Origin of the sequence: Streptomyces sp. LaPpAH-108 (assembly GCF_000373625.1) — a bacterium.
Taxonomy (GTDB): Bacteria; Actinomycetota; Actinomycetes; order Streptomycetales; family Streptomycetaceae; genus Streptomyces.
In genome coordinates this window covers 111,444-134,249 of sequence record NZ_KB891988.1, presented here as the reverse complement: position 1 = coordinate 134,249, position 22,806 = coordinate 111,444, and the positions used below count along the sequence as shown (strand labels likewise).

The following is a 22,806-nucleotide window of genomic DNA, read 5'->3' as shown; positions in this document are numbered from 1 at the left end:
TTCCGGAAGTGCTCTGTGACCTTCGTGACTCCTTTGATCGATCATTTTTCCAGGACCGTTTCGCGGGCGGGTTCGCGGGCGGCTCGCGGGGCCAGCCGGAAGTCCAGCGCGGTGCACCGCCGACCGGCCGAGACGGTGCGTACGGCCTGGCCGATCGCCTTGCGCGAGCCGACCAGGACGACCAGCCGCTTGGCCCGGGTGACCGCCGTGTAGAGCAGGTTGCGCTGGAGCATGGTCCAGGCGCTGGTGGTGACCGGGATCACCACCGCCGGGTATTCACTGCCCTGCGAACGGTGGATGGTCACGGCGTAGGCGTGGGCCAGTTCGTCCAGTTCGTCGAAGTCGTAGCCCACCTCCTCGTCCTCGTCGGTACGGACCGTCAGACGCTGCTCGACCGGATCGAGGGAGGTGACCACGCCGACGGTGCCGTTGAAGACGCCGTTCTCGCCCTTGTCGTAATTGTTGCGAATCTGGGTGACCTTGTCGCCGACGCGGAAGACCCGGCCGCCGAACCGCTTCTCCGGGACGTCGGGGCGTCCGGGCGTGATGGCCTGCTGGAGCAGGCCGTTGAGGGTGCCCGCGCCCGCCGGGCCCCGGTGCATCGGGGCGAGCACCTGCACGTCGCGGCGCGGGTCGAGCCCGAAGCGGGCCGGGACGCGGCGGGCTGCCACGTCGACGGTGAGCCGCCCGGCCTCCTCGGTGTCGTCCTCCACGAAGAGGAAGAAGTCCTTCAGCCCGTCGGTGAGCGGATGCTGCCCGGCGTTGATCCGGTGCGCGTTGGTGACCACGCCGGACTGCTGGGCCTGGCGGAAGACCCGGGTGAGCCGGACGGCGGGCACCGGGCCGCCCTCGGCGAGCAGATCGCGCAGCACCTCTCCGGCGCCGACGCTGGGCAGCTGGTCCACGTCCCCGACGAAGAGGAGATGGGCGCCCGGGGGGACGGCCTTGACCAGTTTGTTGGCGAGGAGGAGGTCGAGCATGGACGCCTCGTCGACCACCACCAGGTCGGCGTCCAGCGGGCGTTCGCGGTCGTAGGCGGCGTCGCCGCCGGGCTTCAGCTCCAGCAGCCGGTGGACGGTGGAGGCTTCGGCGCCGGTCAGCTCGGCCAGGCGCTTGGCGGCGCGTCCGGTGGGGGCGGCGAGCAGGACCTTGGCGCGTTTGGCGCGGGCCAGCTCCACGATCGAGCGCACGGTGAAGGACTTGCCGCAGCCGGGGCCGCCGGTGAGCACGGCGACCTTCTCGGTGAGCGCGAGCCGTACGGCGGCCTCCTGTTCGGGCGCGAGCTCTGCGCCGGTACGGCCCTTCAGCCAGCCGAGCGCCTTGTCCCAGGCCACGTCGCGGAAGGCGGGCATCCGGTCCTCGCCGGTGCGCAGCAGGCGCGACAGCTGGGCGGCGAGGGAGAGTTCGGCGCGGTGGAAGGGGACGAGATAGACGGCGGTGACCTCCTCGCCCCCGTCGGGTCCGGGGACCTTCTCGCGCACGACTCCGGGCTCTTCCTGGGCCGGGTCCGCGAGTTCGGCCAGGCACTCGATGACCAGACCGGTGTCGACCTGGAGCAGCTTGACCGCGTCGGCGATGAGGCGTTCCTCGGGGAGGTAGCAGTGGCCCTGGTCGGTGGACTGGGACAGGGCGTACTGGAGGCCCGCCTTGACGCGTTCGGGGCTGTCGTGCGGGATGCCGACGGACTGGGCGATCTTGTCGGCGGTGAGGAAGCCGATGCCCCAGACGTCGGAGGCGAGCCGGTAGGGCTGGTTCTTCACGACCGAGATCGACGCGTCGCCGTACTTCTTGTAGATCCGCACGGCGATGGAGGTCGACACCTCGACGGTCTGGAGGAAGAGCATGACCTCCTTGATCGCCTTCTGTTCCTCCCAGGCGTCGGCGATCTTCCGGGTGCGCTTGGGGCCGAGCCCGGGGACCTCGATGAGCCGCTTCGGCTCCTCCTCGATGATCCGCAGGGTGTCGGTGCCGAAGTGCTGGGTGATGCGGTCCGCGAAGACCGGTCCGATGCCCTTGACCAGGCCGGAGCCGAGGTAGCGCCGGATGCCCTGGACGGTGGCGGGCAGGACGGTCGTGTAGTTCTCGACGTGGAACTGCTTGCCGTACTGCGGGTGGGAGCCCCAGCGCCCCGCCATCCGCAGCGACTCCCCCACCTGGGCGCCGAGCAGCGCGCCGACGACGGTGAGCAGGTCGGCGCCGCCCCGGCCGGTGTCGACGCGGGCGACCGTGTAGCCCGTCTCCTCGTTGGCGTAGGTGATGCGTTCCAGCACCCCTTCGAGCTGAGCCGTGCGGTGCTCGCCGGTGGGGGTTCCCGACTGTTGGGCCATGAGGGTGACCGTATCGGTGCGGGGTGACAGGGGCGGGCGAAGCGGGCACGCACCGGACGCCGCTCGGACTCGCTCATCTGAGCACGCTTCATCACAATCCGATTTCGGCCTGCCCGGAGGGGGTTGTCGAACCGCCGTGTAATCGATTCCAATCCTCCGGAACACGTCGTTGAAAACGATTCCACAAGGAGGTGGAGCCGTCGATGGCGAGCATCAAGGACGTCGCCGCCACAGCGGGCGTCTCGGCCGCCACGGTCTCGCGCGTCCTGAACGCGCACCCGTCGGTGAGCGAGGACGCGCGCACCCGCGTGCTGAGCGCCGTTGCCGCGCTGGGCTACCGGCCCCACGGCGTGGCCCGTTCGCTGCGCACCGCCCAGACCCACACGCTCGGCCTGGTCATCAGCGACGTGCTGAACCCGTACTTCACCGAGCTGGCCCGCTCGGTGGAGGAGGAGGCCCGCGCCCTCGGCTACAGCGTGATCATCGGCAACGCGGACGAGCGGCCCGACCTCCAGGACCACCACGTACGGACCCTGCTGGACCGCCGGATCGACGGGCTGCTCCTCTCCCCCGCCGACGGCGCCTCGGCGCCGATGCTGGACGCGGTGGGCGCGGGCGTCCCCACCGTGTTCGTGGACCGCTGGATCCCGGGGGTGGACGTGCCGGTCGTCCGGGCCGACGGCCGCGCGGCCGTGCGGGACCTGGTCGCGCATCTGTACGCGCTCGGCCACCGCAGGCTCGCCATCATCGCGGGCCCGGGCAGCACCACGACCGGCAGCGAGCGCGTGACGGCGTTCCGCGAGGCCCTGGCCGCGTACGGCCTTCCGCTGCCGGACACCCGTATCGGGCAGGGCGACTTCCAGGCCGCGAGCGGGCGGCGGGTCACCGAGGGCTTCCTCGATCTGCCCGAGCCGCCCGACGCGGTCTTCGCGGCCGACAACCTGATGGCGCTCGGCGCGCTCGACGCGATCCGCGCGCGCGGGCTGCGGGTGCCGGACGACATCGCGCTGGCCGCGTTCGACGACATCCCCTGGTTCGTGCACACCGATCCGCCGGTCACCGCGATCGCCCAGCCCACCGGCGAGCTGGGCCGGGCCGCCGTACGGGCCCTGGCGGACCGCATCGAGGGGCGGCCCGCCGCCTCCGTGACCCTGCCCGCCCGGCTGGTCGTCCGCCGCTCGTGCGGCGCGGCCCCCGCCCCCACGAGCCGTACCTCCGGCATCCCCGCCCCCGCGTCCCCCACCCCCGTGCGAAGGAGCACACCGTGAGCGACCCCGAAGAACTGCTGCGCGTCGAAGGGATACGCAAGTCCTTTCCCGGCGTGATCGCGCTGGACGGCGTCGACTTCGCGCTGCGCCGGGGCGAGGTCCATGTGCTGCTCGGGGAGAACGGCGCGGGCAAGAGCACCCTCATCAAGACCCTGTCCGGGGCGCACACCCCGGACGGCGGACGGATCCTGGTCGGCGGCGAGGAGGTCCGCGTGCAGAGCGCGCAGGACGCCGAGCGGCTCGGGATCGCCACGATCTACCAGGAGTTCAACCTGGTGCCCGAGCTGACCGTCGCCGAGAACATCTTCCTCGGACGGCAGCCGCGCCGCCTCGGGCTCGTCGACCGCAGGCGGATGGAGGCCGACGCCGAGGAACTGCTCGCGCGGGTCGGCGTCCAGGTCTCGCCCCGCACGCGGGTGCGCGAACTCGGCATCGCCCGGCTGCAGATGGTGGAGATCGCCAAGGCGCTCAGCCTGGACGCCCGGGTGCTGATCATGGACGAGCCGACCGCCGTGCTCACCTCGGAGGAGGTCGAGCGGCTGTTCACTCTGGTGCGCGGGCTGCGCGCGGAGGGCGTCGGGATCGTGTTCATCACCCACCACCTGGAGGAGATCGCCGCCCTGGGCGACCGGGTGACCGTGCTGCGGGACGGCCGCAGCGTCGGGCAGGTCCCGGCGTCCACGCCCGAGGACGAACTCGTCCGGCTCATGGTGGGCCGCTCCATCGAGCAGCAGTATCCGCGCGAACGGCCCGCGCGGGGCGAGGCGTTGCTCTCCGTCGAGGGGCTGACCCGGGACGGCGTCTTCCACGACGTGAGCTTCGAGGTGCGCGCCGGTGAGGTCGTCGGCATCGCGGGGCTGGTCGGCGCGGGCCGTACCGAGGTGGTGCGGGCGGTGTTCGGCGCGGACCCGTACGACGCCGGGGCCGTGCGGGTCTCGGGCGCCGCGCTGCGCCGGGGCGACGTGAACGCGGCCATGGCGGCCGGGATCGGGCTCGTGCCCGAGGACCGCAAGGGCCAGGGGCTGGTGCTCGACGCCTCCGTGGCGGAGAACCTGGGCCTGGTCACGCTGCGGTCCGCGACCCGGGCCGGTCTGGTGGACCGCAGGGGCCAGCACGCGGCGGCCGGGCGGATCGCCGGGCAGCTCGGGGTGCGCATGGCCGGGCTCGGCCAGCCGGTGCGCACGCTCTCCGGCGGCAACCAGCAGAAGGTCGTCATCGGCAAGTGGCTGCTGGCCGACACCAAGGTCCTCATCCTCGACGAGCCGACGCGCGGGATCGATGTCGGCGCCAAGGTCGAGATCTACCAGCTGATCAACGAACTCACGGCCGCCGGTGCCGCCGTCCTGATGATCTCCAGCGATCTGCCCGAGGTGCTCGGCATGAGCGACCGGGTGCTGGTGATGGCGCAGGGCCGGATCGCGGGCGAACTGGCCGCCGCCGAGGCGACGCAGGACGCGGTGATGTCCCTCGCCGTGAGCACGAGCACCACCCCCACCGGTACCGATACCGGCATCCCCACTCCCACTCCCGGAACGGAGGCCCCCCGTGGCAACTGACACGCTCAAGAGCACGACGGGCGCGAAGGGCGCCCCGGGCGGCCTGCGCCGCCTGCTGCTCGACAACGGCGCGCTGACCGCGCTGATCGTCCTGGTCGTCGCCCTGTCCGCGCTGTCCGGCGACTTCCTGACGACGGACAACCTGCTCAACATCGGCGTCCAGGCCGCCGTGACGGCGATCCTCGCCTTCGGTGTGACCTTCGTGATCGTCTCGGCGGGCATCGACCTGTCGGTCGGCTCGGTGGCCGCGCTCACCTCGACCGTGCTGGCCTGGAGCGCCACGCAGTCCGGGATACCGGTCGCGCTCGCGGTCGTCCTCGGACTCGGCACGGGTGTGGCGGCCGGTCTGGTCAACGGCTTCCTGATCGCCTACGGCAAGCTGCCGCCGTTCATCGCGACGCTCGCCATGCTGTCGGTGGCGCGCGGTCTGTCGCTGGTCATCTCCGGCGGTGTGCCCATCCCGTTCCCGGACTCGGTCTCCCACCTCGGGGACAACCTGGGCGGCCGGCTGCCCGTGCCGGTACTGGTCATGGTGGTCATGGGGCTGCTCGCGGCGCTGATCCTCGGGCGGACCTACATCGGCCGGTCGATGTACGCGATCGGCGGCAACGAGGAGGCCGCGCGTCTGTCGGGCCTGCGGGTCAAGCGGCAGAAGCTGGCCGTCTACGCGCTCTCCGGCGTCTTCGCGGCCGTCGCGGGCATCGTGCTCGCCGCCCGCCTCGGCTCCGCGCAGCCGCAGGCCGCCGACGGCTACGAGCTGGACGCCATCGCGGCCGTCGTCATCGGCGGGGCCTCGCTGGCGGGCGGCACCGGCAAGGCGTCCGGCACCTTCGTCGGCGCGCTGATCCTCGCGGTGCTGCGCAACGGCCTCAACCTGCTGAACGTGTCCGCCTTCTGGCAGCAGGTCGTCATCGGTGTCGTCATCGCGCTCGCGGTGCTGCTCGACGCGGTGCGCCGCAAGGCGGGTACGGCGGCGGTGCCCGGCGCGGGCGGTCCCAGGGGCAAGCAGGCGGCGACGTACGCGCTCGCGGCCGTGGTGACCGTGGCGATCGTCGGCGCGACCTCGTTCCTGCACGACAGCTCGAAGGCCGCCACGAACCCCCGCATGGGCCTGTCCCTGTCCACCCTGAACAACCCGTTCTTCGTGCAGATCCGCTCGGGCGCCCAGGCCGAGGCGCGCGAGCGGGGCATCGACCTGACCGTCACGGACGCCCAGAACGACGCCTCCCAGCAGGCCAACCAGCTGCAGAACTTCACGGGTTCGGGCTACGACGCGATCATCGTCAACCCGGTGGACTCGGACGCCGCGGCCAACTCGGTCAAGGCCGCCGACCGGGCGAAGATCCCGGTGATCGCCGTGGACCGGGGCGTCAACAAGGCGCCGGTGGCCGCGCTGGTCGCCTCCGACAACGTGGCCGGTGGTGAGCTGGCGGCGAAGTCCCTCGCCGAGAAGCTGGGCGGCAAGGGGAAGATCGTCGTCCTCCAGGGCCAGCCGGGCACCTCCGCCGCCCGTGAGCGCGCCCAGGGCTTCGCCCAGGGGCTGAAGGAGTACCCCGGCATCAAGGCGCTGGCCCAGCAGCCCGCCGACTTCGACCGGGCCAAGGGTCTGGACGTCATGTCGAACCTGCTCCAGGCGCACCCCGACGTGCAGGGTGTCATCGCGGCCAACGACGAGATGGCCCTCGGCGCGGTCAAGGCGCTCGGCGCCAAGGCGGGCACGTCCGTCCAGGTCGTCGGCTTCGACGGCACCCCGGACGGCCTGAAGGCCGTCAAGAACGGCACGCTGTACGCCTCGGTCGCGCAGCAGCCCAGCCAACTGGGCCGGATCGCGGTGGACAACGCCCTCAAGGCGGCCCACGGCGGCACGACCGCGCCGACCGTGAAGGTGCCGGTGAAGGTGGTCACCCGTGAGAACATGGCCGGTTTCACCGGCTGACGCCCCAACTCACTGCTCAGGGAGTCCTGTTCATGTACGACTACGACCTGCTGGTCGTGGGCTCGGCCAACGCCGACCTCGTGGTGGCGGTCGAGCGGCGCCCCGGTGCCGGGGAGACCGTCCTCGGCGGTGACCTCGCCGTCCACCCGGGCGGCAAGGGCGCCAACCAGGCCGTCGCCGCCGCCCGCCTCGGGGCCCGTACGGCGCTGCTCGCGCGGGTCGGCGACGACGGCCACGGCCGCCTGCTCCTGGACTCCCTGGGCTCGGCCGGGGTCGCCACGGCGGGCGTCCTGACCGGGGGCGCCCCGACCGGCGTCGCCCTCATCACCGTCGACCCCTCCGGCGACAACAGCATCGTCGTCTCCCCCGGCGCCAACGCCCGCCTCACCCCCGGGGACGTGCGCTCCGCCGAGCCGCTGCTGCGCTCGGCGCGGGTGGTGTCGGCGCAGCTGGAGATCCCGCCGGAGACGGTGACGGAGGTGGTGCGGCGGCTGCCGGAGGGCACCCGCTTCGTCCTCAACCCGTCTCCGCCGCGCCCGCTGTCCCCCGAGGTCCTGGCCGCCTGCGACCCGCTGGTGGTCAACGAGCACGAGGCGCGCGTCCTGCTGGACGACGCCCCCGAGGACCCCGCGGCGCAGGCCCGCGCCCTGCTCGCCCTCGGCCCCCGCTCGGTGGTGGTGACCCTGGGCGCCGAGGGGGCGCTGGTGTGCGACGGCTCGGGCGTCCGGCTCGTGCCGCCGGTGCGGGTGGGCGCGGTCGACACCACGGGCGCCGGTGACGCGTTCACGGCCGCGCTGGCGTGGCGCCTTGGCACCGGCTCGCCGTTGGCGGAGGCGGCTGCCTACGCGGCCCGGGTAGGGGCGGTGGCCGTGACCCGCCGGGGTGCGCAGGAGTCGTACCCGACGGCGGACGAAGTGGCGGCGCTGCCCGGCTGAGCCACGGCCCGGCCGCGTCACAGCCGCCGGGCGCAGCCCACCGGGTCGGGGCCGCCCACCTGGACGTACAGGGAGGTGGACGGCGGGCAGGCGCGGCGGTCCGGAGCGGTCTCGGTGACCTTGTAGCCCGGCTTGTGCGGGCCGGAGCCGTCGCAGGCGGTCTCGCGGACCTGGCCACCGCCCGAGTCGTACACGCAGTCGCCGGGGACGGTGCGGGGGCCGCCGCCCTGGCCCGGGTCGCCGGGGTGCGGGGGCTGGAGGTTGCGCATGCAGGCGTAGCCGCGCGGGACGGCGGGGGCGGTGGTGCGGCCGGTGGCGGGCTCGCCGCCGCCGATGTGCAGGACGAAGTCGGTGGCCGGAGGGCAGGGCGGCCCTTCGGTGACCGGGCCGTCGTGGCGGGCGACGACCCGGGCGGCGGCCCGCTCCCCCGAACACGGCACCTCGGTGTAGCTGGTCGGCCCGAAGGAGCTGCACTCGCCCTTGGCCAGGAACGTGCCGTCGTGCGCGGGCGGGGCCGAGGAGGGGCGCACCCCGGCCGAGGGGGCCACGCTCTGGCAGCCCGTCACGCCCAACAGCCCCGCCAGCGCCAGCAGTAACGCGGACGGCAGCCGTGCCGCCGTGCCCACGGCACCGTTCCCGCGCATCGCACTCCCCCCGAAGACCCCGCCCAGCCTGACGCGCCGCGCGGGGCCCGCGCCAGTCGACAGGGGTGCTTTCCGCCCTTCGGGGGTGCCCTGCCCGGTGCGTGACGTATGTCTAGTACGTCAGCCCGTGGCCGATCGGGTACAGCACCTGCGCCGGGTCGTCCGCCCGCTGCACCGGCACCGGGAGCTTGCCGCGCGGGGCGACCTTGCCCGCGACGACCCGGGCGGCGGCGCGCACCTCGACGTCGGTCCAGCCGTAGGAGGTCAGATACGCCTTGACGCCGGGCAGCCGAGCCACGTCGTACGGGTTGCGGACCGCCACCGCGACCACCGGGCGCTGGGTGGCGAGCAGCTTCTCGACCAGGGTGCGCTGGGGGTCGGTCGCCGTGAGGTTGTACGTCAGCACGACCACCGCGTCCGCCTTCCCGGCCGCCGTCACCGCCTGGGTGACGGTCGCGGAGGAGGGGGCGGTGCCGGTGGCGAGGACGGTGGTGGTGAAGCCGAGTTCCTTCAGCGCGGCGGCCATGACGCCGGTGGGCGGTCCGTCGGTGCCGGACGGGGAGGCCGGGTCGGCGCCGACCACCAGGACGCGCGGGGTGCGGCGGCGGTCGAGCGGGAGCACCTTGCCCTCGTTGACCAGCAGGGTGGTGGTGCGCTCGGCGATGCGGTCGGCCGTGGCCCGATGGGACGCGGTGCCCACGGCGGAGGTCACCCGGGCGTGGGTGGTGTAGGCGTGGCCGAAGAGGCCGAGGCGGGCCTTCATCCGCAGGATGCGCAGAACCGATTCGTCGAGGCGGGCCTCGGTCAGCTCGCCGCCGCGCACCGCGTCCCGTACGGCCTTCCAGGCCACGTCGATGGAGGGCGGGTTGAGCAGCTGGTCCACGCCCGCCTTCAGGGCGAGCACCGGCACCCGGTCGTCGCCGTACTTGGTGCGCACGCCCTCCATGCCGAGGGAGTCGGTGATGACCACGCCGTCGTAGCCGAGGTCGCCGCGCAGGATGCCGGTGACGATCGGGTGGGAGAGGGTGGCCGGGTCGCCGGAGGGGTCCAGGGCGGGGAACTGGATGTGCGCGGTCATGATCGAGTCGATGTGCGCGGAGATCGCGGCCCGGAAGGGCACCGCGTCCAGCTTCTCCCACTGGTCGCGGGTGTGGGTGATGACCGGGAAGCCGGTGTGGCTGTCGGTCGCGGTGTCGCCGTGCCCGGGGAAGTGCTTGGCGGTCGCCGCGACACGGGCCGCCTGATAGCCCTTCACCTCGGCGGAGACCATGAGCCCCGCGAGGGCCGGGTCGGCGCCGAAGGACCGGACCCCGATGACGGGGTTGGCCGGGTTGATGTTCACGTCCGCGTCGGGCGAGTAGTCCTGGTTGATGCCCATCGCGCGCAGTTCGGTGCCGGAGAGGCGGCCGAGGGCGAGGGCGTCGTAATAGGACCGTCCGGCGGCGACGGCCATGGCGCCCGGGAAGAGCGTGGCGGGCTTGCCCACCCGGCACACCGCGCCGTGCTCCTGGTCGGTGGCGATGAGCACCGGCAGCCCGCGTTTGAGGCCGAGGGACGCCTTCTGGATGCCGTTGGACAGGTCCGCGATCTGCTTCGGGTCGCGGGTGTTGTGCGCCCAGGTGAAGTAGATGATGCCGCCGACGCGGTACTTGGCGATCAGCTCGGCCGCGGTGGCGACGCCCAGCTCCTGGCGGTTGGCGTCGATGTCGGCCTGGTCGGGGTTGGTGGCGGAGTGGCCGTAGACCCGCATCACGAAGAGCTGGCCGACCTTCTCCTCCAGCGTCATGGCGGCGATCAGCGCGCGGAGCGTCTTGTCGTCCGGCGTGGCGGCGGCGTGGGCGGCCGGGGCGGGTGCGGCGAGCGTCGCGGTGAGGGCGGCGGTGGCGGCGAGGACGGCGCGTCTGGACGGCCGTGCGGTGTTTCCCGTGCTTGCCGTGCGGGTGTCGGGCACGTGCGCCCCTTCCGGAGGAGATCGGCTGAAGGAAACTTCCGAGGAATCACCAATATCCGGGAAGTTTCTTTCCGTCAAGGGACCGCACAGGGCGGGTCACCGGGGCGAGCGGGGCCCGGGAACGGGGCCGCCACCGGCGCATGGGAGGGGGGCGCGCCGGTGGCGGTGACGCCGGTCGCGGTGCGGCTTGGGAGGGTGGTGTCGGTGCCTGGTCTGCGGACCCGGCCGACACCGCACCACGACTCGTCCGGCGTCCGGGGCTTGGACGCGTGAGGGCGCCGACCGGTTCCCTCCCGGCCGGCGCCCTGCCCGTCGTGGGACCTTACGGCCGCAGCGCGGGCTCGCGCTCCACGTCGCGTACGTCGAGCCGCGCGTCGAAGCGGGCCAGCGGCTTCGCGGCGGCCGGGTCGTCCTGGACGGCCGGGGAGGCGACCCCGGCCCAGGCGAGGATCCGGGCGGTGGCCAGGGTGCGCTGCCCCTCGGTCAGACCGGCCACGTTGGCCCCGTGGTTCATGCCGGGCGCGGTGAACACGTAGGAGTCACGGGCGCCCGCGCCGGGACGGAAGCGCTCGGCGCCCCACGGGTCGTTCTGGCCGTAGACGAACAGCATGTGCCGGGCGTGGTGGCGGACCCAGGTGTCCACGTCCCGCATGGCGCCGGGCTGGAAGCGCATCGGGATGGAGCGCGGCACGAAGGTGCGCGGCGGCTGGTAGCCGTAGCGGATCAGACGGCGCTCGATGTGCGGGAAGTGGATGGTGGGCGAGCCGAGCTGGGTGCCCGCCTGGTAGTAGTACGGCGTGTACTGCTCCAGGCCCTGGTCGGTGTAGGCGGAGAAGCCGGAGATGGTGTCCACCGAGTCCCAGATCGCGTCGTCGCTCGCGTGCGCGGCGTCGGCCGGGATGTCGTCGCAGTCCGGGCCGCTGTACTGCCAGAAGCCCCAGACGTAGTCCAGGACGACGGCCTCGTACGCCTTGTCCAGGGAGCCGACGGTGGTGAAGGTGTAGCCGCCGTCGGCCGCGAACCGCGCGTACCGCTTCTCCAGCGCCTCGCGGCGTACCAGGGCCTCGCGCTGGACGGCGTTCAGCCGGTCGCGGCACTCCTTGGTGCCGACGGTGGCGAAGAAGCGGTCGTAGGCCGAGTCCTCGTCGTTCACCACGTCGTTGGGGGCGACGTAGGCGACCACGCCGTCCATGTCGCGCGGGTAGAAGCGCTCGTAGTAGGTGGCGGTCATGCCGCCCTTGGAGCCGCCGGTGGCCAGCCAGTTGGCCGAGTAGATGCGCTTGAGGGCCTGGTAGACGCGGTGCTGGTCGCTGGCCGCCTGCCAGATGTCGAGCTTGGACCAGTCGGCCGGGGCCGGGCGGGACGGGGTGAAGTAGCGGTATTCCAGCGAGACTTGGTTGCCGTCCACGATCTGGGTGGGCTCGCGGCGCGACGGCGTGGTGGAGACGTTGTAGCCGCCGGTGTAGAAGACGGTCGGGCGGCTGGTGTCCTTGTGCAGCACGGTGATGCGCTGCTGGAAGGTGCCGCGGTCCGGGTGCCGGTGGTCCACGGGCTGGGTGAAGTTCAGGACGAAGAAGCGGTAGCCGGTGTAGGGCTTCTCCTCGATCAGACTCACGCCGGGTATGGCGAGGAGCCGGTCCTTGATGTCGGCGGGTGCGGCGGTGGCCGCCCCTGCGGTGCCTGCCGCGCTCAGGGTGCCGAGCAGCACCGTGAGCGCCAGCAGCCATCTGAGGGCCTTGCGCATTCGACTCTCCCCTGTGAGACACATGTGCGCCGGAAGGTATCCGAGCAACTGCTGTGACATCAGAGGATGTTGGGCGTGTCAGGCGATCAATGTGGGCCGCAGGCCCGGCACCTGGCGGCCGACCGGCACAGAATCCGGCGGCCGGTCAGCACAGGATCCAGCCCGAGCTGACCGAGCCGCGCCCCACCGCGCCGCGCACCCGCACGCAGCGGTGTCCGGCGTGCACGGTGACCGGGCCCGCGTGATGGCGGTAGCGGCCCTGGTCGGTCACCGGCCGGTTGCCGCGCGCCTGCACGCTGACCGACATCACGCGCGGGGTGCCGGGGACCTTGGCGAGGGTGAGCGCGCAGACGTAGCCCTCGCGCTTGTAGAGCCGGACGACCCCGGTGCGGAACGGCAGGGCGCGCACCTGGCGCCCGGGGCAGTCCTGGCGCGGGGCGGCCCCGGCGCCGGGCGCGGCGAGGACGAGCACCCCGAGCACCGTCAGCACGGCCGCGCCGACCGCCGTCAGCCGGCGTATCGCGTCCCCGCCCACTCCCGTGCCTCCCCCGTGTCCTGGGCATACGCCGTCGATGTACGTACTGGTGTACGGACGCACGGGGTGTGCCGGACGGTTGCACGACCGTCAGCGAAACGCGCGGGGCGCGGGCGCCCCGGCGCGCGTCCCGTCCCGCGCGGCGCGCTCTCGGCTCAGCCGGTCACCCCCACCGGCTCCTCCGGCTCCGACTCCCCCACGAAGGTCCGCCACAGCCGGGCGTAGCGGCCGTCCAGGGCGAGGAGTTCGTCGTGGGTGCCGTCCTCCGCGACCCGGCCGTGGTCCATCACGACCACGCGGTCGGCGCGGGCGGCCGTGGTCAGCCGGTGGGCGACCACCAGGGTCGTACGGCGGCCCGCGAGGCGGTCGGTGGCCTGGTTGACCTGGGCCTCGGTGGCCAGGTCCAGGGCGGCGGTGGCCTCGTCGAGCAGCAGGACGTCGGGGTCGACCAGCTCGGCGCGGGCGAGCGCGATCAGCTGGCGCTGGCCCGCCGAGAGGTTCCGGCCGCGCTCGGCGACCTCGTGCAGATAGCCGCCCTCCAGCGTGGCGATCATCTCGTGCGCGCCGACCGCCCGCGCCGCCGCCTCCACCTCGGCGTCGGTGGCGTCGGGACGGCCGTAGGCGATGGCGTCACGGACCGTGCCGGGGAAGAGGTACGCCTCCTGCGGCACGACCCCGAGCCGGTGCCGGTACGAGGTGAGGTCCAGGGCGCGCAGATCCGTGCCGTCGACGGTGACCCGGCCCGCGGTCGGGTCGTAGAACCGCGCGACCAGCTTGACCAGCGTGGACTTGCCCGCGCCGGTCTCGCCGACGAAGGCGACCGTCTGCCCGGCCGGGACGGTCAGGTCGACGCCGGTCAGCGCCTCCTCCTCGTCGCCGTACGCGAACGACACGTCCTCGAAGGCGATGTCCCCGCGCAGCGAAAGCACCTCCAGGGGCTCGGCGGCCGAGCCGGTGGAGGCGGGCTCGCGCAGCAGCTCCTGGATGCGGCCGAGGGAGACGGTGGCCTGCTGGTAGCCGTCGAAGACCTGGGAGAGCTGCTGGACAGGCGCGAAGAACAGGTCGATGTAGAGCAGATAGGCGACCAGCGCGCCCGTGGTCAGCGTGGCCGCCTCCACTCGTCCGGCGCCCGAGATCAGCACGGCCGCCGCCGCGACCGAGGACAGCAGCTGGACGAACGGGAAGTAGACGGAGATCAGCCACTGGCCCCGGATGCGGGCCTGCCGGTAGCTGTCGCTGCGCGCGGCGAACCGGCGCCCGCCGTCGCCCTCGCGCCGGAACGCCTGCACGATCCGCAGCCCGGCCACCGACTCCTGGAGGTCGGCGTTGACGACCGAGACCCGCTCACGGGCCAGCTCGTACGCCTTCACACTGGCCCGGCGGAAGAAGAAGGTGGCCACGATCAGCGGGGGCAGCGTGGCGAAGACGACCAGCGCGAGACGGAGGTCGAGCACCAGCAGCGCGCCCATGATCCCGAAGAAGGTGACGACCGAGACGAACGCGGTGACCAGACCCGTCTGGAGGAACGTGGACAGCGCGTCCACGTCGGTGGTCATCCGGGTCATGATGCGGCCGGTCAGCTCGCGCTCGTAGTAGTCCAGGCCGAGCCGCTGGAGCTGGGTGAAGATCTTCAGCCGCAGCGCGTACAGCACCCGCTCGCCGGTACGGCCGGTCATCCGGGTCTCGCCGTACTGCGCGACCCACTGCACCAGCACCGTGAGCAGGCCCAGCAGCGAGGCCGCCCAGACCGCGCCGAGGGCCGCGCGGGTGACGCCCTGGTCGATGCCGTGCCGGATCAGGACCGGGAGCAGCAGGCCCGCGCCCGCGTCCACGGCGACGAGCAGCAGGCTGATCAGCAGGGGGCGCCCGAAGCCGTGCAGCAGACGGCGCAGCCCGTAGGAGTCCTCGGGGCGGACCGCGCGGGCCTCGTCCACGCCGGGGGTGTCGGTGGCCGGGGGCAGCGCCTCGACCTTGGCGAGGAGTTCCGGGGTGGCCGGGGTGCCCGCCAGCGCCCGGTCGCGGGGTGCGCGGTCGCCGGTCCACAGCCTCGGGGTGAGACCGCGCTCGGCGTCGAACTCGGCGTCCAGCTCCTCGCGGACGGTGGTGTCCTCGCGCGGCTCGGCCGGGCGGGCGTGGCCCGGGGAGACGCCGCCCAGCTCGTCGGGGTCGGTGAGCAGCCTGCGGTAGAGCGGGGAGCGCTTCTGCAGCTCGGCGTCGGTGCCGATGTCCGCGAGGCGGCCGCCTTCCAGGACCGCGATGCGGTCGGCCAGGTTCAGGGTGGAGCGGCGGTGCGCGATGAGCAGGGTCGTACGGCCCTGCATCACCTGGTGCAGCGCCTCGTGGATCTCGTGCTCCACGCGGGCGTCGACGGCGCTGGTCGCGTCGTCCAGGACCAGCAGGCGCGGGTCGGTGAGCAGGGCGCGGGCGAGGGCGACGCGCTGGCGCTGGCCGCCGGAGAGGGTGAGGCCGTGCTCGCCGACCTTGGTGTCGTAGCCCTCGGGCAGCTCGCTGATGAAGCCGTGGGCCTGGGCGGCGCGGGCGGCGGCCTCGATCTCCTCCTGCGTGGCGTCGGGGCGGCCGTAGGCGATGTTCTCGCGGACCGAGGCGGAGAACAGGAAGGAGTCCTCCGGGACCAGGCCGATGGCGGCGCGCAGCGAGTCGAGCGTCAGCTCGCGCACGTCGTGGCCGCCGACCAGGACGGCGCCCCGGCCCACGTCGTAGAAGCGGGGCAGCAGCATCGAGAGGGTGGACTTGCCGGAGCCCGAGGCGCCGACGACGGCCAGCGTCTCGCCCGGCCGGATCTCGAAGCTGAGCCCCTTGAGGACGGGCCGGTCGGCGTCGTAGCCGAAGGACACGTCGTCGAACTCGACGGAGGCGGGCGCGTCGGCCGGGAGGGTCTTGGTGCCGTCCTTCATGGTCGGCTCGGTGTCGATCAGCTCCAGGACGCGCTCGGTGCCCGCGCGGGCCTGCTGGCCGACGGTGAGCACCACGGCGAGCATCCGCACCGGGCCGACCAGCTGGGCGAGGTAGGTGGAGAAGGCGACGAAGGTGCCGAGCGTGATGTGCCCGCCCACCGCGAGCCAGCCGCCGAGGGCCAGCATGGCGACCTGGCCGAGCGCGGGGACGGCCTGGAGGGCGGGGGTGTACTTGCTGTTCAGCCGGATGGTCCGCAGCCGCGCCGCGAACAGCCTGCGGCCGACCTCGCGCAGCTTCCCGGTCTCCTGCTCCTCCTGCCCGAACCCCTTCACCACGCGGACGCCGCTGACCGCGCCGTCCACCACTCCGGCGACGGCGGCGGCCTGCGCCTGCGCGTACCAGGTGGCCGGGTGCAGCCTGCTGCGGCTGCGCCGGGCGATCCAGCCGAGCGCGGGACCGACCGCGAGCGCGACCAGGGTGAGCGGCAGCGACAGCCAGGCCATGATCCCGAGCGAGATCAGGAACAGCAGCACGTTCCCGATGGTCATCGGGAGCATGAACAGCAGGCCCTGGATCAGCTGGAGGTCGCTGGTGGCCCGGCCGACGACCTGCCCGGTGGACAGCTCGTCCTGACGGCGGCCGTCGAGCCGGGTGATCGTGCGGTACATCGCGGTCCGCAGGTCGTGCTGGACGTCCAGGGCGACCCGGCCGCCGTAGTAGCGGCGGACGTAGGTGAGCGCGTACACCAGCAGTGCGGCGCCGATCAGGGCGCCCGCCCAGGGGGCCATCGAGCGGGTGTGGCCGCCGATCACGTCGTCGATGATCACCTTCGTGATCAGCGGGACGACCGCCATGACGGCCATTCCGGCGAGCGAGGAGCCGAGGGCGAGGACGACGTCCTTCGGATACCGCCAGGCGTATCCCGCCAGTCGTCGTGCCCATCCCCGTTGCGGTCCCACGCGGGTGTCCTCCGTCGGTCGGCCTGATCTTCCGTGAGGCACAAACGCGGGGTGGAAGGGGGGTATTCCGTACGGGGGTGCCGCCCGGTCCGGTACGGAGGCGCCGCCTGGCGGGTGACGGCCGCCGGGCGGGGTGTCCGTATCTGTGCTGGAATGCGTCGCGTCGCAGGGACTCGGTGATGGAGGCGCACATGGGCAACGACACGGGCAACATCGACACGCCGGACGCCGCCGACCTGGACGCGGCGGCCCGGCGGCACAGCGCCGCCGAGGGCTGGGCGCTGCCGGACGGCAGCTATCCCGTCCGCCCGGCGGACCTGCACGGCGCGGAGGACCTGCGCCGGGCGATCCACGCGGTCGGCCGGGGGCGCCGCGATCCGCACGACACGATCCGCCGCCACATCATGGACCGCGCCCGCGCGCTCGGGCTGTCCTCGGAGATCCCGTCGGACTGGAATCCGGACGGGAGTCTCAGCGAGTAGGTGCCGTGCGCACCCGCAAGGAGAAGAGGCGGGTCGTCTGCGCCGGGTTCTGGTTGTCGTCACTCACCAGGAGCACCTTCAGGCGGCCCTTCGCGTCCCGCCCGGTGACGGTCATGCCCTCGATGTTGTCGAGCAGCGGGTTGGGCTGGGGCTGGCGGGCGGTCGCGCCGAGGCTCGGGCAGTCGGCGATGTCGGCGAGCGGGGTCTTGCGCAGGAGACGTACGCCGGGCTGTCCGGTGAGGTGCCCGACGCGTGCGGTGTCGGTGGCGTGGCGCGGGTCGGCGAGAGAGAGCCGGACGGTGTTGCCGACGCCCGCCGTGAAGCCGCGCTCCAGGACGAGCAGGCGGCCGTCGGGGGTGGCCTGTACCTCGGGCACGCCGAGGCTCGGGTCGTCGGTGCGGTACGCGTACTGCGCGGCGAGCCGGAACCCGCCGTGCCCCCGCGTCCACGTCTGGAAGCGGACGGTGCCGGGGTCGTCCCCGGCGAGCGCGTACTCCATCGACGCGAGCAGGGTGTGGCCGCCGGGCAGCAGGGTCAGCCCCTCGAAGGTCTGATTGGCGGTGGCGCGTCCGGCGGGGGCGACGCGCAGGTCTTCGGGGACGGGCAGCCGCTCCAGGAGCTTCCCGGTGCGCGAGTACCGCCGTACGGACGGCTCGGTCTCGGAGGTGACCAGCCGGGTGCCGTCCCGGTCCACGACCAGGCCCTCGGAGTCCAGCTCCTGGCCGCTCTCGTCGGCGAGACCGATCGCTCCGGTCGGCCGCAGGCTGTGTGCGTCCAGCCGGAACAGCGTGGACCGGTCCGACAGCGCGGCGAGCGATCCGTCGCGGTCCACGGCGAGGGCGGAGAGGTTGCCGACGTAACTGCCGTCGTACGTCGTCTTGTCGAGCGCGTCGGAGAAACGGTCGAGCGTGACGGCGGGGGAACAGGCGTGTGTCTGCGGGGAGTTGGCGCGCTCCTGCGGGGAGTCGGCGTGCGCTGCCCCCGGTGCCGCGAGGCAGAAGGCGGCGGCGAGGGTTGCGGAGAGGACGGGGCGGGTTCTCTTGCGCGCGGTCATGGGGGTCACGGTAGGGGGCGGGGCCCAAGGGCGCACGGCGGTACGGCCGTTGGCCCCCGCGCGCGGGCCCGGCTCCTCCGGTGGACGGAGGGGCCGGGCCCGTGCGGAGGGGGTGTCAGCCCTGCGGCGGGGTGGCCACGAAGGCCTCGCGCGGGGTGCTGGTCGGGACGTAGACGGCGGACTTGGCCGCCGTCGGGACCAGGTCCTTGTGGATGACCTTGGAGACGTTCTGGATGGTGGTGACGCCGTAGTCCATCGTGCTGTTGTCCTGCGTCAGCACGCTGAGCATGTAGTCGTGACCGGCGCCGTCGAAGGTGCCGAGGCTGTGGACGCGCCAGCCGTGGGTCGCGCGCTGGAGCCAGCCGTTCTTGACGTGCACGGCGACCGTGGCGGGGGCGCCTGCCGGGGTGCCCCAGCGCTGGGAGGAGACGACCTGGCCCATGAGCTTGAGGATGTACGCCCGCGAACTGTCGCTCAGCACACTGTTCTTGGCGGTGACGAGCTTGAGCAGCTTCTGCTCGTCGGTGACGTTGATCTGGGTCAGCCCCCAGTAACCGTTCGCGCCCGGCGTCGTCCTGGTCATCTTGGCGGCGGCCAGGAAGCCCTTGACCTTCGTCACGCCGAGCTGCTTCCACAGCTTGCTGGTGGCGGTGTTGTCCGACTGCGTGATCATCGCCTTGGCGAGCGTGGTCTCGGTGTTCGTCAGATACCGGTCGTGCTTCTTGGCGTCCCAGAGCAGCGTGGCGAGCACGGTGACCTTGACGGTGCTGGCCGAGTCGTACGCGCTGGTCGCCCGCAGCGTGCAGGTGGTGCCGGTCGAGCGGTCGTACACCCCGAGCGCGACACTGCTCTTCCGCTTCGCCAGCGCCGCCGTGATGTCCTTCTCCAGCTTGTCCGCCAGCCCCGCCTTGGACGACGTACAGCTGACGGCCGAGGCCGCGGACGCCGGTGTGGCGGCCACGGCCGGTATGAGCAACGCGACACCGAGCGCGGCGGCGACCGCTCCGGTACGACGTGGAGTCCGGGTTTTCATGCCTCAGTTGACTAACGGAACCACACGAAAGTTGCACGGACCGTGTCCCGGTTCGAGCGACTTCTTCCCACAAGTTGCCCGACCCTGACGGGTTCTTTACCGGTGCTTGAGGTTGCTTCCGATGGCGAACCGGGGCGTCGAACTGGGGTCTTCGGGTGGGTGGGCCGACGGGAGTGTTTCTTCGAGGAGCGACCGGAGGGCGCGCGCCGAGTCCGAGCCCGCCTCGGCCGTGTACGTGATCAGGCGTTGGCCCGAGGAGGCCGGGAACGTCAGGGTTTCGAAGGCGAGGTCCATGTCGCCTGCCGGCGGGTGGCGCAGGCGTTTCATGCCCGACGTGCACGTGCGGACCGGGTGGCGGTTCCAGAGGGGCGTGAAGTCGGAGGAGTGGATGGTGAGGTGGCCCACCAGGGCCGTCAGGGCGGGGTCGTCGGGGTGGCGGGCCGTTTGCTGGCGCAGGGAGGCCACCGCCAGGACGGCCTCGGAGGGCCGGTCGCGGTACAGGGCGCGGTAGGCGGGGTCCAGGAAGAGCATGCGGGTGAGGTTGGGGCGGGTGGCGGAGGCGTCGGGGGCGTTCGCGGGGAGGTGTGCGGCCAGGAGGGCGTGGCCCAGGGGGTTCCAGGCCAGGACGTCGTTCCGGCGGTCCAGGGCCAGGGCCGGTATCTCCCGCATCGACGCGAGGAGTTGGCGTACCGATGCGCTCGCCTGCTCCGGGCGGGGCGGGGTCGTAGCGGAACGCACCGGGTGGGCCAGTGCCTTCAGGTGGGCCGTCTCGTCCTCGGTGAGGCGTAGCGTGCGGGCGATCGCGTTCAGGACGGAGTCGGAGGCACCGGCCGCGCGGCCCTGTTCCAGGCGGGTGTAGTGGGTGACGCTGACGCCGGAGAGCATGGCCAGTTCCTCGCGGCGCAGCCCCGTCACCCGGCGGCGGGTCGGGAGCGGGGTGAGGCCCGCCTCCTCCGGACGCAGGGCGGCGCGGCGGGACTTGAGGAAGTCGCCCAGGTCGGACGGGGCGTCCATCGCTGCCTCCACGGGTCGGGGTTTCCATGATGGCCGCCGTGGGCGCGCGGGGCGCCCGCCGAGGGTGGTCACGTCATGACCACCCTCCCGGTGACTGCCCGGACCGGGGTGCTGGCTGCCCCCTTTCCCGCTGGCGAGCCTGGCTTCGCCGAGCCGAGCCCCGACCCGTCGAAGGGAATCCCCGCCATGCCGCTCACCGGAACCCCGCCCCCGACCGCAGCCGTCACCGCCCTCACCCCCCGCCTCCGTCTCGTCCTCGTCCTCCTGCTCGCCGCCCAGTTCATGCTCGCCGTGGACTTCTCGATCCTGAACGTCGCGCTTCCGGTGATCGGCCGGGGCCTTGGCTTCCGGCTCGGTCAACTCCAGTGGATCGGGACCGCGTTCGCCCTCTGCGCGGCGGGCTTCACCCTGCTCTTCGGCCGGGTGGCCGACCTCTTCGGGCGCCGTCGGCTGTTCCTCGGCGGCCTCGCCGTACTCGCCGTCGCCTCCCTCGCGGGCGGTCTCGCCACCAGCCCCGAGGTGCTGCTCGCGGCCCGTGTGCTGCAAGGGCTGGCCACCACGGCCGTGACTCCGGCGGGGCTGTCGCTGCTGACGACCTCGTTCCCGGAAGGCCCGCTGCGGGAGAAGGCGCTCGGGCTCAACGGGGCGCTGATGTCGGCGGGGTTCACCACCGGCGCGATCCTCGGCGGGGTCCTCACCGACCTGCTGTCCTGGCGCTGGGCGTTCTTCGTCAATGTGCCCGTCGCCCTCGCGGTCCTGCTGGTCGCGCCCGCGGTCATCGCCGAGTCCCGGACCAGCGGCCACCGCGCCACGCTGGACCTCCCCGGCGCCCTCACGGTCACCCTCGGTCTGCTGGCCGTCGTACTCGGGCTCACGCAGGCGGGCGAGCGCGGGTGGGGTTCGCCGTACACGCTGGGCGCCCTCGGGGCGGGAGTGGCGCTGCTGGTCCTCTTCGGCGCGGTGGAACGCCGGGTGGCCCAGCCCCTCGTACCGCTCCACGTCCTCGGCAGGCGCACCGTCGCCTGGGGAAATCTGGCCGGTCTCGTCGCGTTCCTCACCGAGACCTCCCTCGTCTTCCTGCTGACCCTGTATCTCCAGAAGGTGCTCGGCTTCTCCCCGCTGGCGGCCGGGCTGTCCTTCGGGGTGCTGGGGGTGGGTACGGTCACGGGCGGCGCCCTCGCGCCGAGGATCATCGGGCGGATCGGCAGCAGGCGGACGCTGATCGTCGGCGGGGTGGTCCAGGCGGTGTTCACGGCCGCGCTGCTCGGTCTCGGCACGGGGCACGCGTCCCTGGGACCGCTGCTCGTCGCCACGTTCGCGGGCGGGATCGGGAACATGCTCGTCATCGTCGGCTTCATGGTGACCGCCACGTCGGGTCTGGCCGACGGCGAACAGGGCCTGGCGACCGGCCTCGCGACCATGACCCAGCAGATCGGCATCACCATGGGCACCCCGGTGATGAGCGCGATCGCCACCGGCGCGATGACCGGCACGGGCGCCCTCGCGGTACTGACCGGCCTGAAGACAGCGATCGCGGTGAACGCGGGGCTCGTGCTCTTGGGGGTCCTCACCAGCGCGGTGTTCCTGCGGACAAGGGTGCTTTCCGCCCAGGTGAGATGAGTCGCGCAGGGTGTTTTCGAGAGATATCGCCGTGGGGGTGCAGGTTGGGGGCGCGTGCGGGTCCGCTGTGGCTGGTCGCGCCGTTCCCCGCGCCCCACCCGCAGAAACTCCCCGGCCGCTACCCTGCCCCCATGACCGCCTTCGTACTCGTCCCCGGCGCCCGTCTCGGCTCATGGGCCTGGGACGGCGTCGTACCGCTCCTGCGGGAAGCCGGTCACGGCGTTCACTCGTTGACGCTCTCCGGTCTCGCCGACCGGCGGGGCGTAACGGCCGGGCAGCGGACCCACGTTCAGGACATCGTCGACGAAGTCGAGCGGCACGATCTGCGCGAAGTCGTCCTGGTGGGGCACAGCTACGCCGGTGTCCCGGTGGGCCAGGCCGCGGAGCGGATCGGGGAGCGGCTGGCGCGGGTGGTGTTCGTCGACTCCAGTGTTCCGGTCGACGGAGAGTCGTTCGCCTCGCAATGGCCCGACGGCGGGGTGGCGCTGAAACAGGCCGTCGCTCAGAACAACGGCTTCTGGCCCGTCGCCCCCGCCTCCCACTACGACGGACACGGGCTCACCGAGGAACAGATCGCGCGGATCGTCAGCAACTCCACGCCCCACCCGGGCCCCACGCTGACCGAGCCCGCCGTACTCACCCGCCCGCTCGGCACCCTGAAGGCGACCTATGTCCTGTGCGGACCCGCCGGGGACGAACCCGACGACGACGTGGCCGAGTTGGTGGCCGCCGGGCACTGGCGCCTCGTCCGGATGGACACCGGGCACTGGCCGATGTTCTCCCGGCCGCGCGAGCTGGCACGGGTGCTGCTCGACGCGGCCGGGGAGTGACG

General features: G+C 72.9%; 16 protein-coding genes. 7 read left to right on the top strand and 9 right to left on the bottom strand.

Translation table 11 applies throughout. From position 1 onward, the window contains the following. Window positions 1–41: 41 nt before the first annotated feature. Complete coding sequence (locus B079_RS0106685; protein WP_018545004.1) at window positions 42–2,327, bottom strand: ATP-dependent RecD-like DNA helicase; 2,286 nt, start codon at window positions 2,325–2,327, stop codon at window positions 42–44. A gap of 203 nt (window positions 2,328–2,530) precedes the next feature. Between B079_RS0106685 and B079_RS0106680 the strand changes: the two genes are divergently transcribed. From B079_RS0106680 to B079_RS0106665, 4 genes are read left to right on the top strand one after another with little or no spacing between them, the layout of a single operon-like run. After that, on the top strand, window positions 2,531–3,595 hold the full coding sequence (locus B079_RS0106680; RefSeq protein ID WP_018545003.1) for a LacI family DNA-binding transcriptional regulator: 1,065 nt from the start codon (window positions 2,531–2,533) through the stop codon (window positions 3,593–3,595). Further along, window positions 3,592–5,151, top strand: coding sequence for a sugar ABC transporter ATP-binding protein (locus tag B079_RS0106675; protein WP_026248422.1), 1,560 nt, complete (start codon window positions 3,592–3,594; stop codon window positions 5,149–5,151). Before B079_RS0106680 ends, B079_RS0106675 begins: the two co-directional genes overlap by 4 nt. Continuing rightward, window positions 5,141–7,087 (top strand): substrate-binding domain-containing protein, encoded by a 1,947-nt coding sequence (locus B079_RS0106670; protein WP_018545001.1) that lies wholly within the window; start codon window positions 5,141–5,143, stop codon window positions 7,085–7,087. The genes B079_RS0106675 and B079_RS0106670 overlap by 11 nt, the downstream gene beginning before the upstream one ends. 32 nt (window positions 7,088–7,119) lie before the next feature. Further along, complete coding sequence (locus B079_RS0106665) at window positions 7,120–8,022, top strand: ribokinase (RefSeq protein WP_018545000.1); 903 nt, start codon at window positions 7,120–7,122, stop codon at window positions 8,020–8,022. Between the two features lie 17 nt (window positions 8,023–8,039). Here B079_RS0106665 and B079_RS0106660 read toward each other — a convergent pair whose 3' ends face one another. The 5 genes from B079_RS0106660 to B079_RS0106640 all read right to left on the bottom strand — a co-directional run bounded on the left by B079_RS0106660 (window position 8,040) and on the right by B079_RS0106640 (window position 16,771). Then, entirely contained in the window at window positions 8,040–8,666 is a 627-nt protein-coding gene (locus B079_RS0106660; RefSeq protein ID WP_018544999.1) for a hypothetical protein, read from the bottom strand. 112 nt (window positions 8,667–8,778) lie between these two features. Further along, on the bottom strand, window positions 8,779–10,617 hold the full coding sequence (locus B079_RS0106655) for a glycoside hydrolase family 3 protein (RefSeq protein WP_018544998.1): 1,839 nt from the start codon (window positions 10,615–10,617) through the stop codon (window positions 8,779–8,781). 322 nt (window positions 10,618–10,939) lie between these two features. Next, window positions 10,940–12,361, bottom strand: coding sequence for a S28 family serine protease (locus tag B079_RS0106650; RefSeq protein ID WP_018544997.1), 1,422 nt, complete (start codon window positions 12,359–12,361; stop codon window positions 10,940–10,942). Window positions 12,362–12,506: 145 nt separating this feature from the next. After that, window positions 12,507–12,896, bottom strand: a complete 390-nt coding sequence (locus tag B079_RS0106645) for a hypothetical protein (RefSeq protein ID WP_018544996.1) — start codon at window positions 12,894–12,896, stop codon at window positions 12,507–12,509. Between the two features lie 155 nt (window positions 12,897–13,051). Beyond that, complete coding sequence (locus tag B079_RS0106640; protein ID WP_026248420.1) at window positions 13,052–16,771, bottom strand: ABC transporter ATP-binding protein; 3,720 nt, start codon at window positions 16,769–16,771, stop codon at window positions 13,052–13,054. Between the two features lie 191 nt (window positions 16,772–16,962). Between B079_RS0106640 and B079_RS0106635 the strand changes: the two genes are divergently transcribed. Continuing rightward, window positions 16,963–17,253 (top strand): hypothetical protein, encoded by a 291-nt coding sequence (locus B079_RS0106635; protein WP_158684948.1) that lies wholly within the window; start codon window positions 16,963–16,965, stop codon window positions 17,251–17,253. On the opposite strand, the gene B079_RS0106630 is transcribed toward B079_RS0106635, so the two are convergent. From B079_RS0106630 to B079_RS0106620, 3 genes are all read right to left on the bottom strand, one after another. After that, window positions 17,243–18,307 carry an esterase-like activity of phytase family protein gene (locus B079_RS0106630; RefSeq protein ID WP_018544993.1) on the bottom strand — a complete coding sequence of 355 codons (1,065 nt, stop codon included), beginning with the start codon at window positions 18,305–18,307 and terminating at the stop codon, window positions 17,243–17,245. The genes B079_RS0106635 and B079_RS0106630 overlap by 11 nt on opposite strands. 115 nt (window positions 18,308–18,422) lie before the next feature. Beyond that, complete coding sequence (locus B079_RS0106625) at window positions 18,423–19,340, bottom strand: serine hydrolase (protein WP_037801304.1); 918 nt, start codon at window positions 19,338–19,340, stop codon at window positions 18,423–18,425. A 96-nt stretch (window positions 19,341–19,436) separates the two neighbouring features. Continuing rightward, window positions 19,437–20,354: a helix-turn-helix transcriptional regulator gene (locus tag B079_RS0106620; RefSeq protein ID WP_018544991.1), complete on the bottom strand. Its 918-nt coding sequence runs from the start codon at window positions 20,352–20,354 to the stop codon at window positions 19,437–19,439. 186 nt (window positions 20,355–20,540) lie between these two features. Between B079_RS0106620 and B079_RS0106615 the strand changes: the two genes are divergently transcribed. Beyond that, entirely contained in the window at window positions 20,541–21,974 is a 1,434-nt protein-coding gene (locus B079_RS0106615) for an MFS transporter (RefSeq protein ID WP_018544990.1), read from the top strand. 131 nt (window positions 21,975–22,105) lie between these two features. After that, a complete protein-coding gene (locus B079_RS0106610) occupies window positions 22,106–22,804 on the top strand; it encodes an alpha/beta fold hydrolase (RefSeq protein WP_018544989.1) in 699 nt (232 codons plus the stop codon). Window positions 22,805–22,806 lie beyond the last annotated feature (2 nt).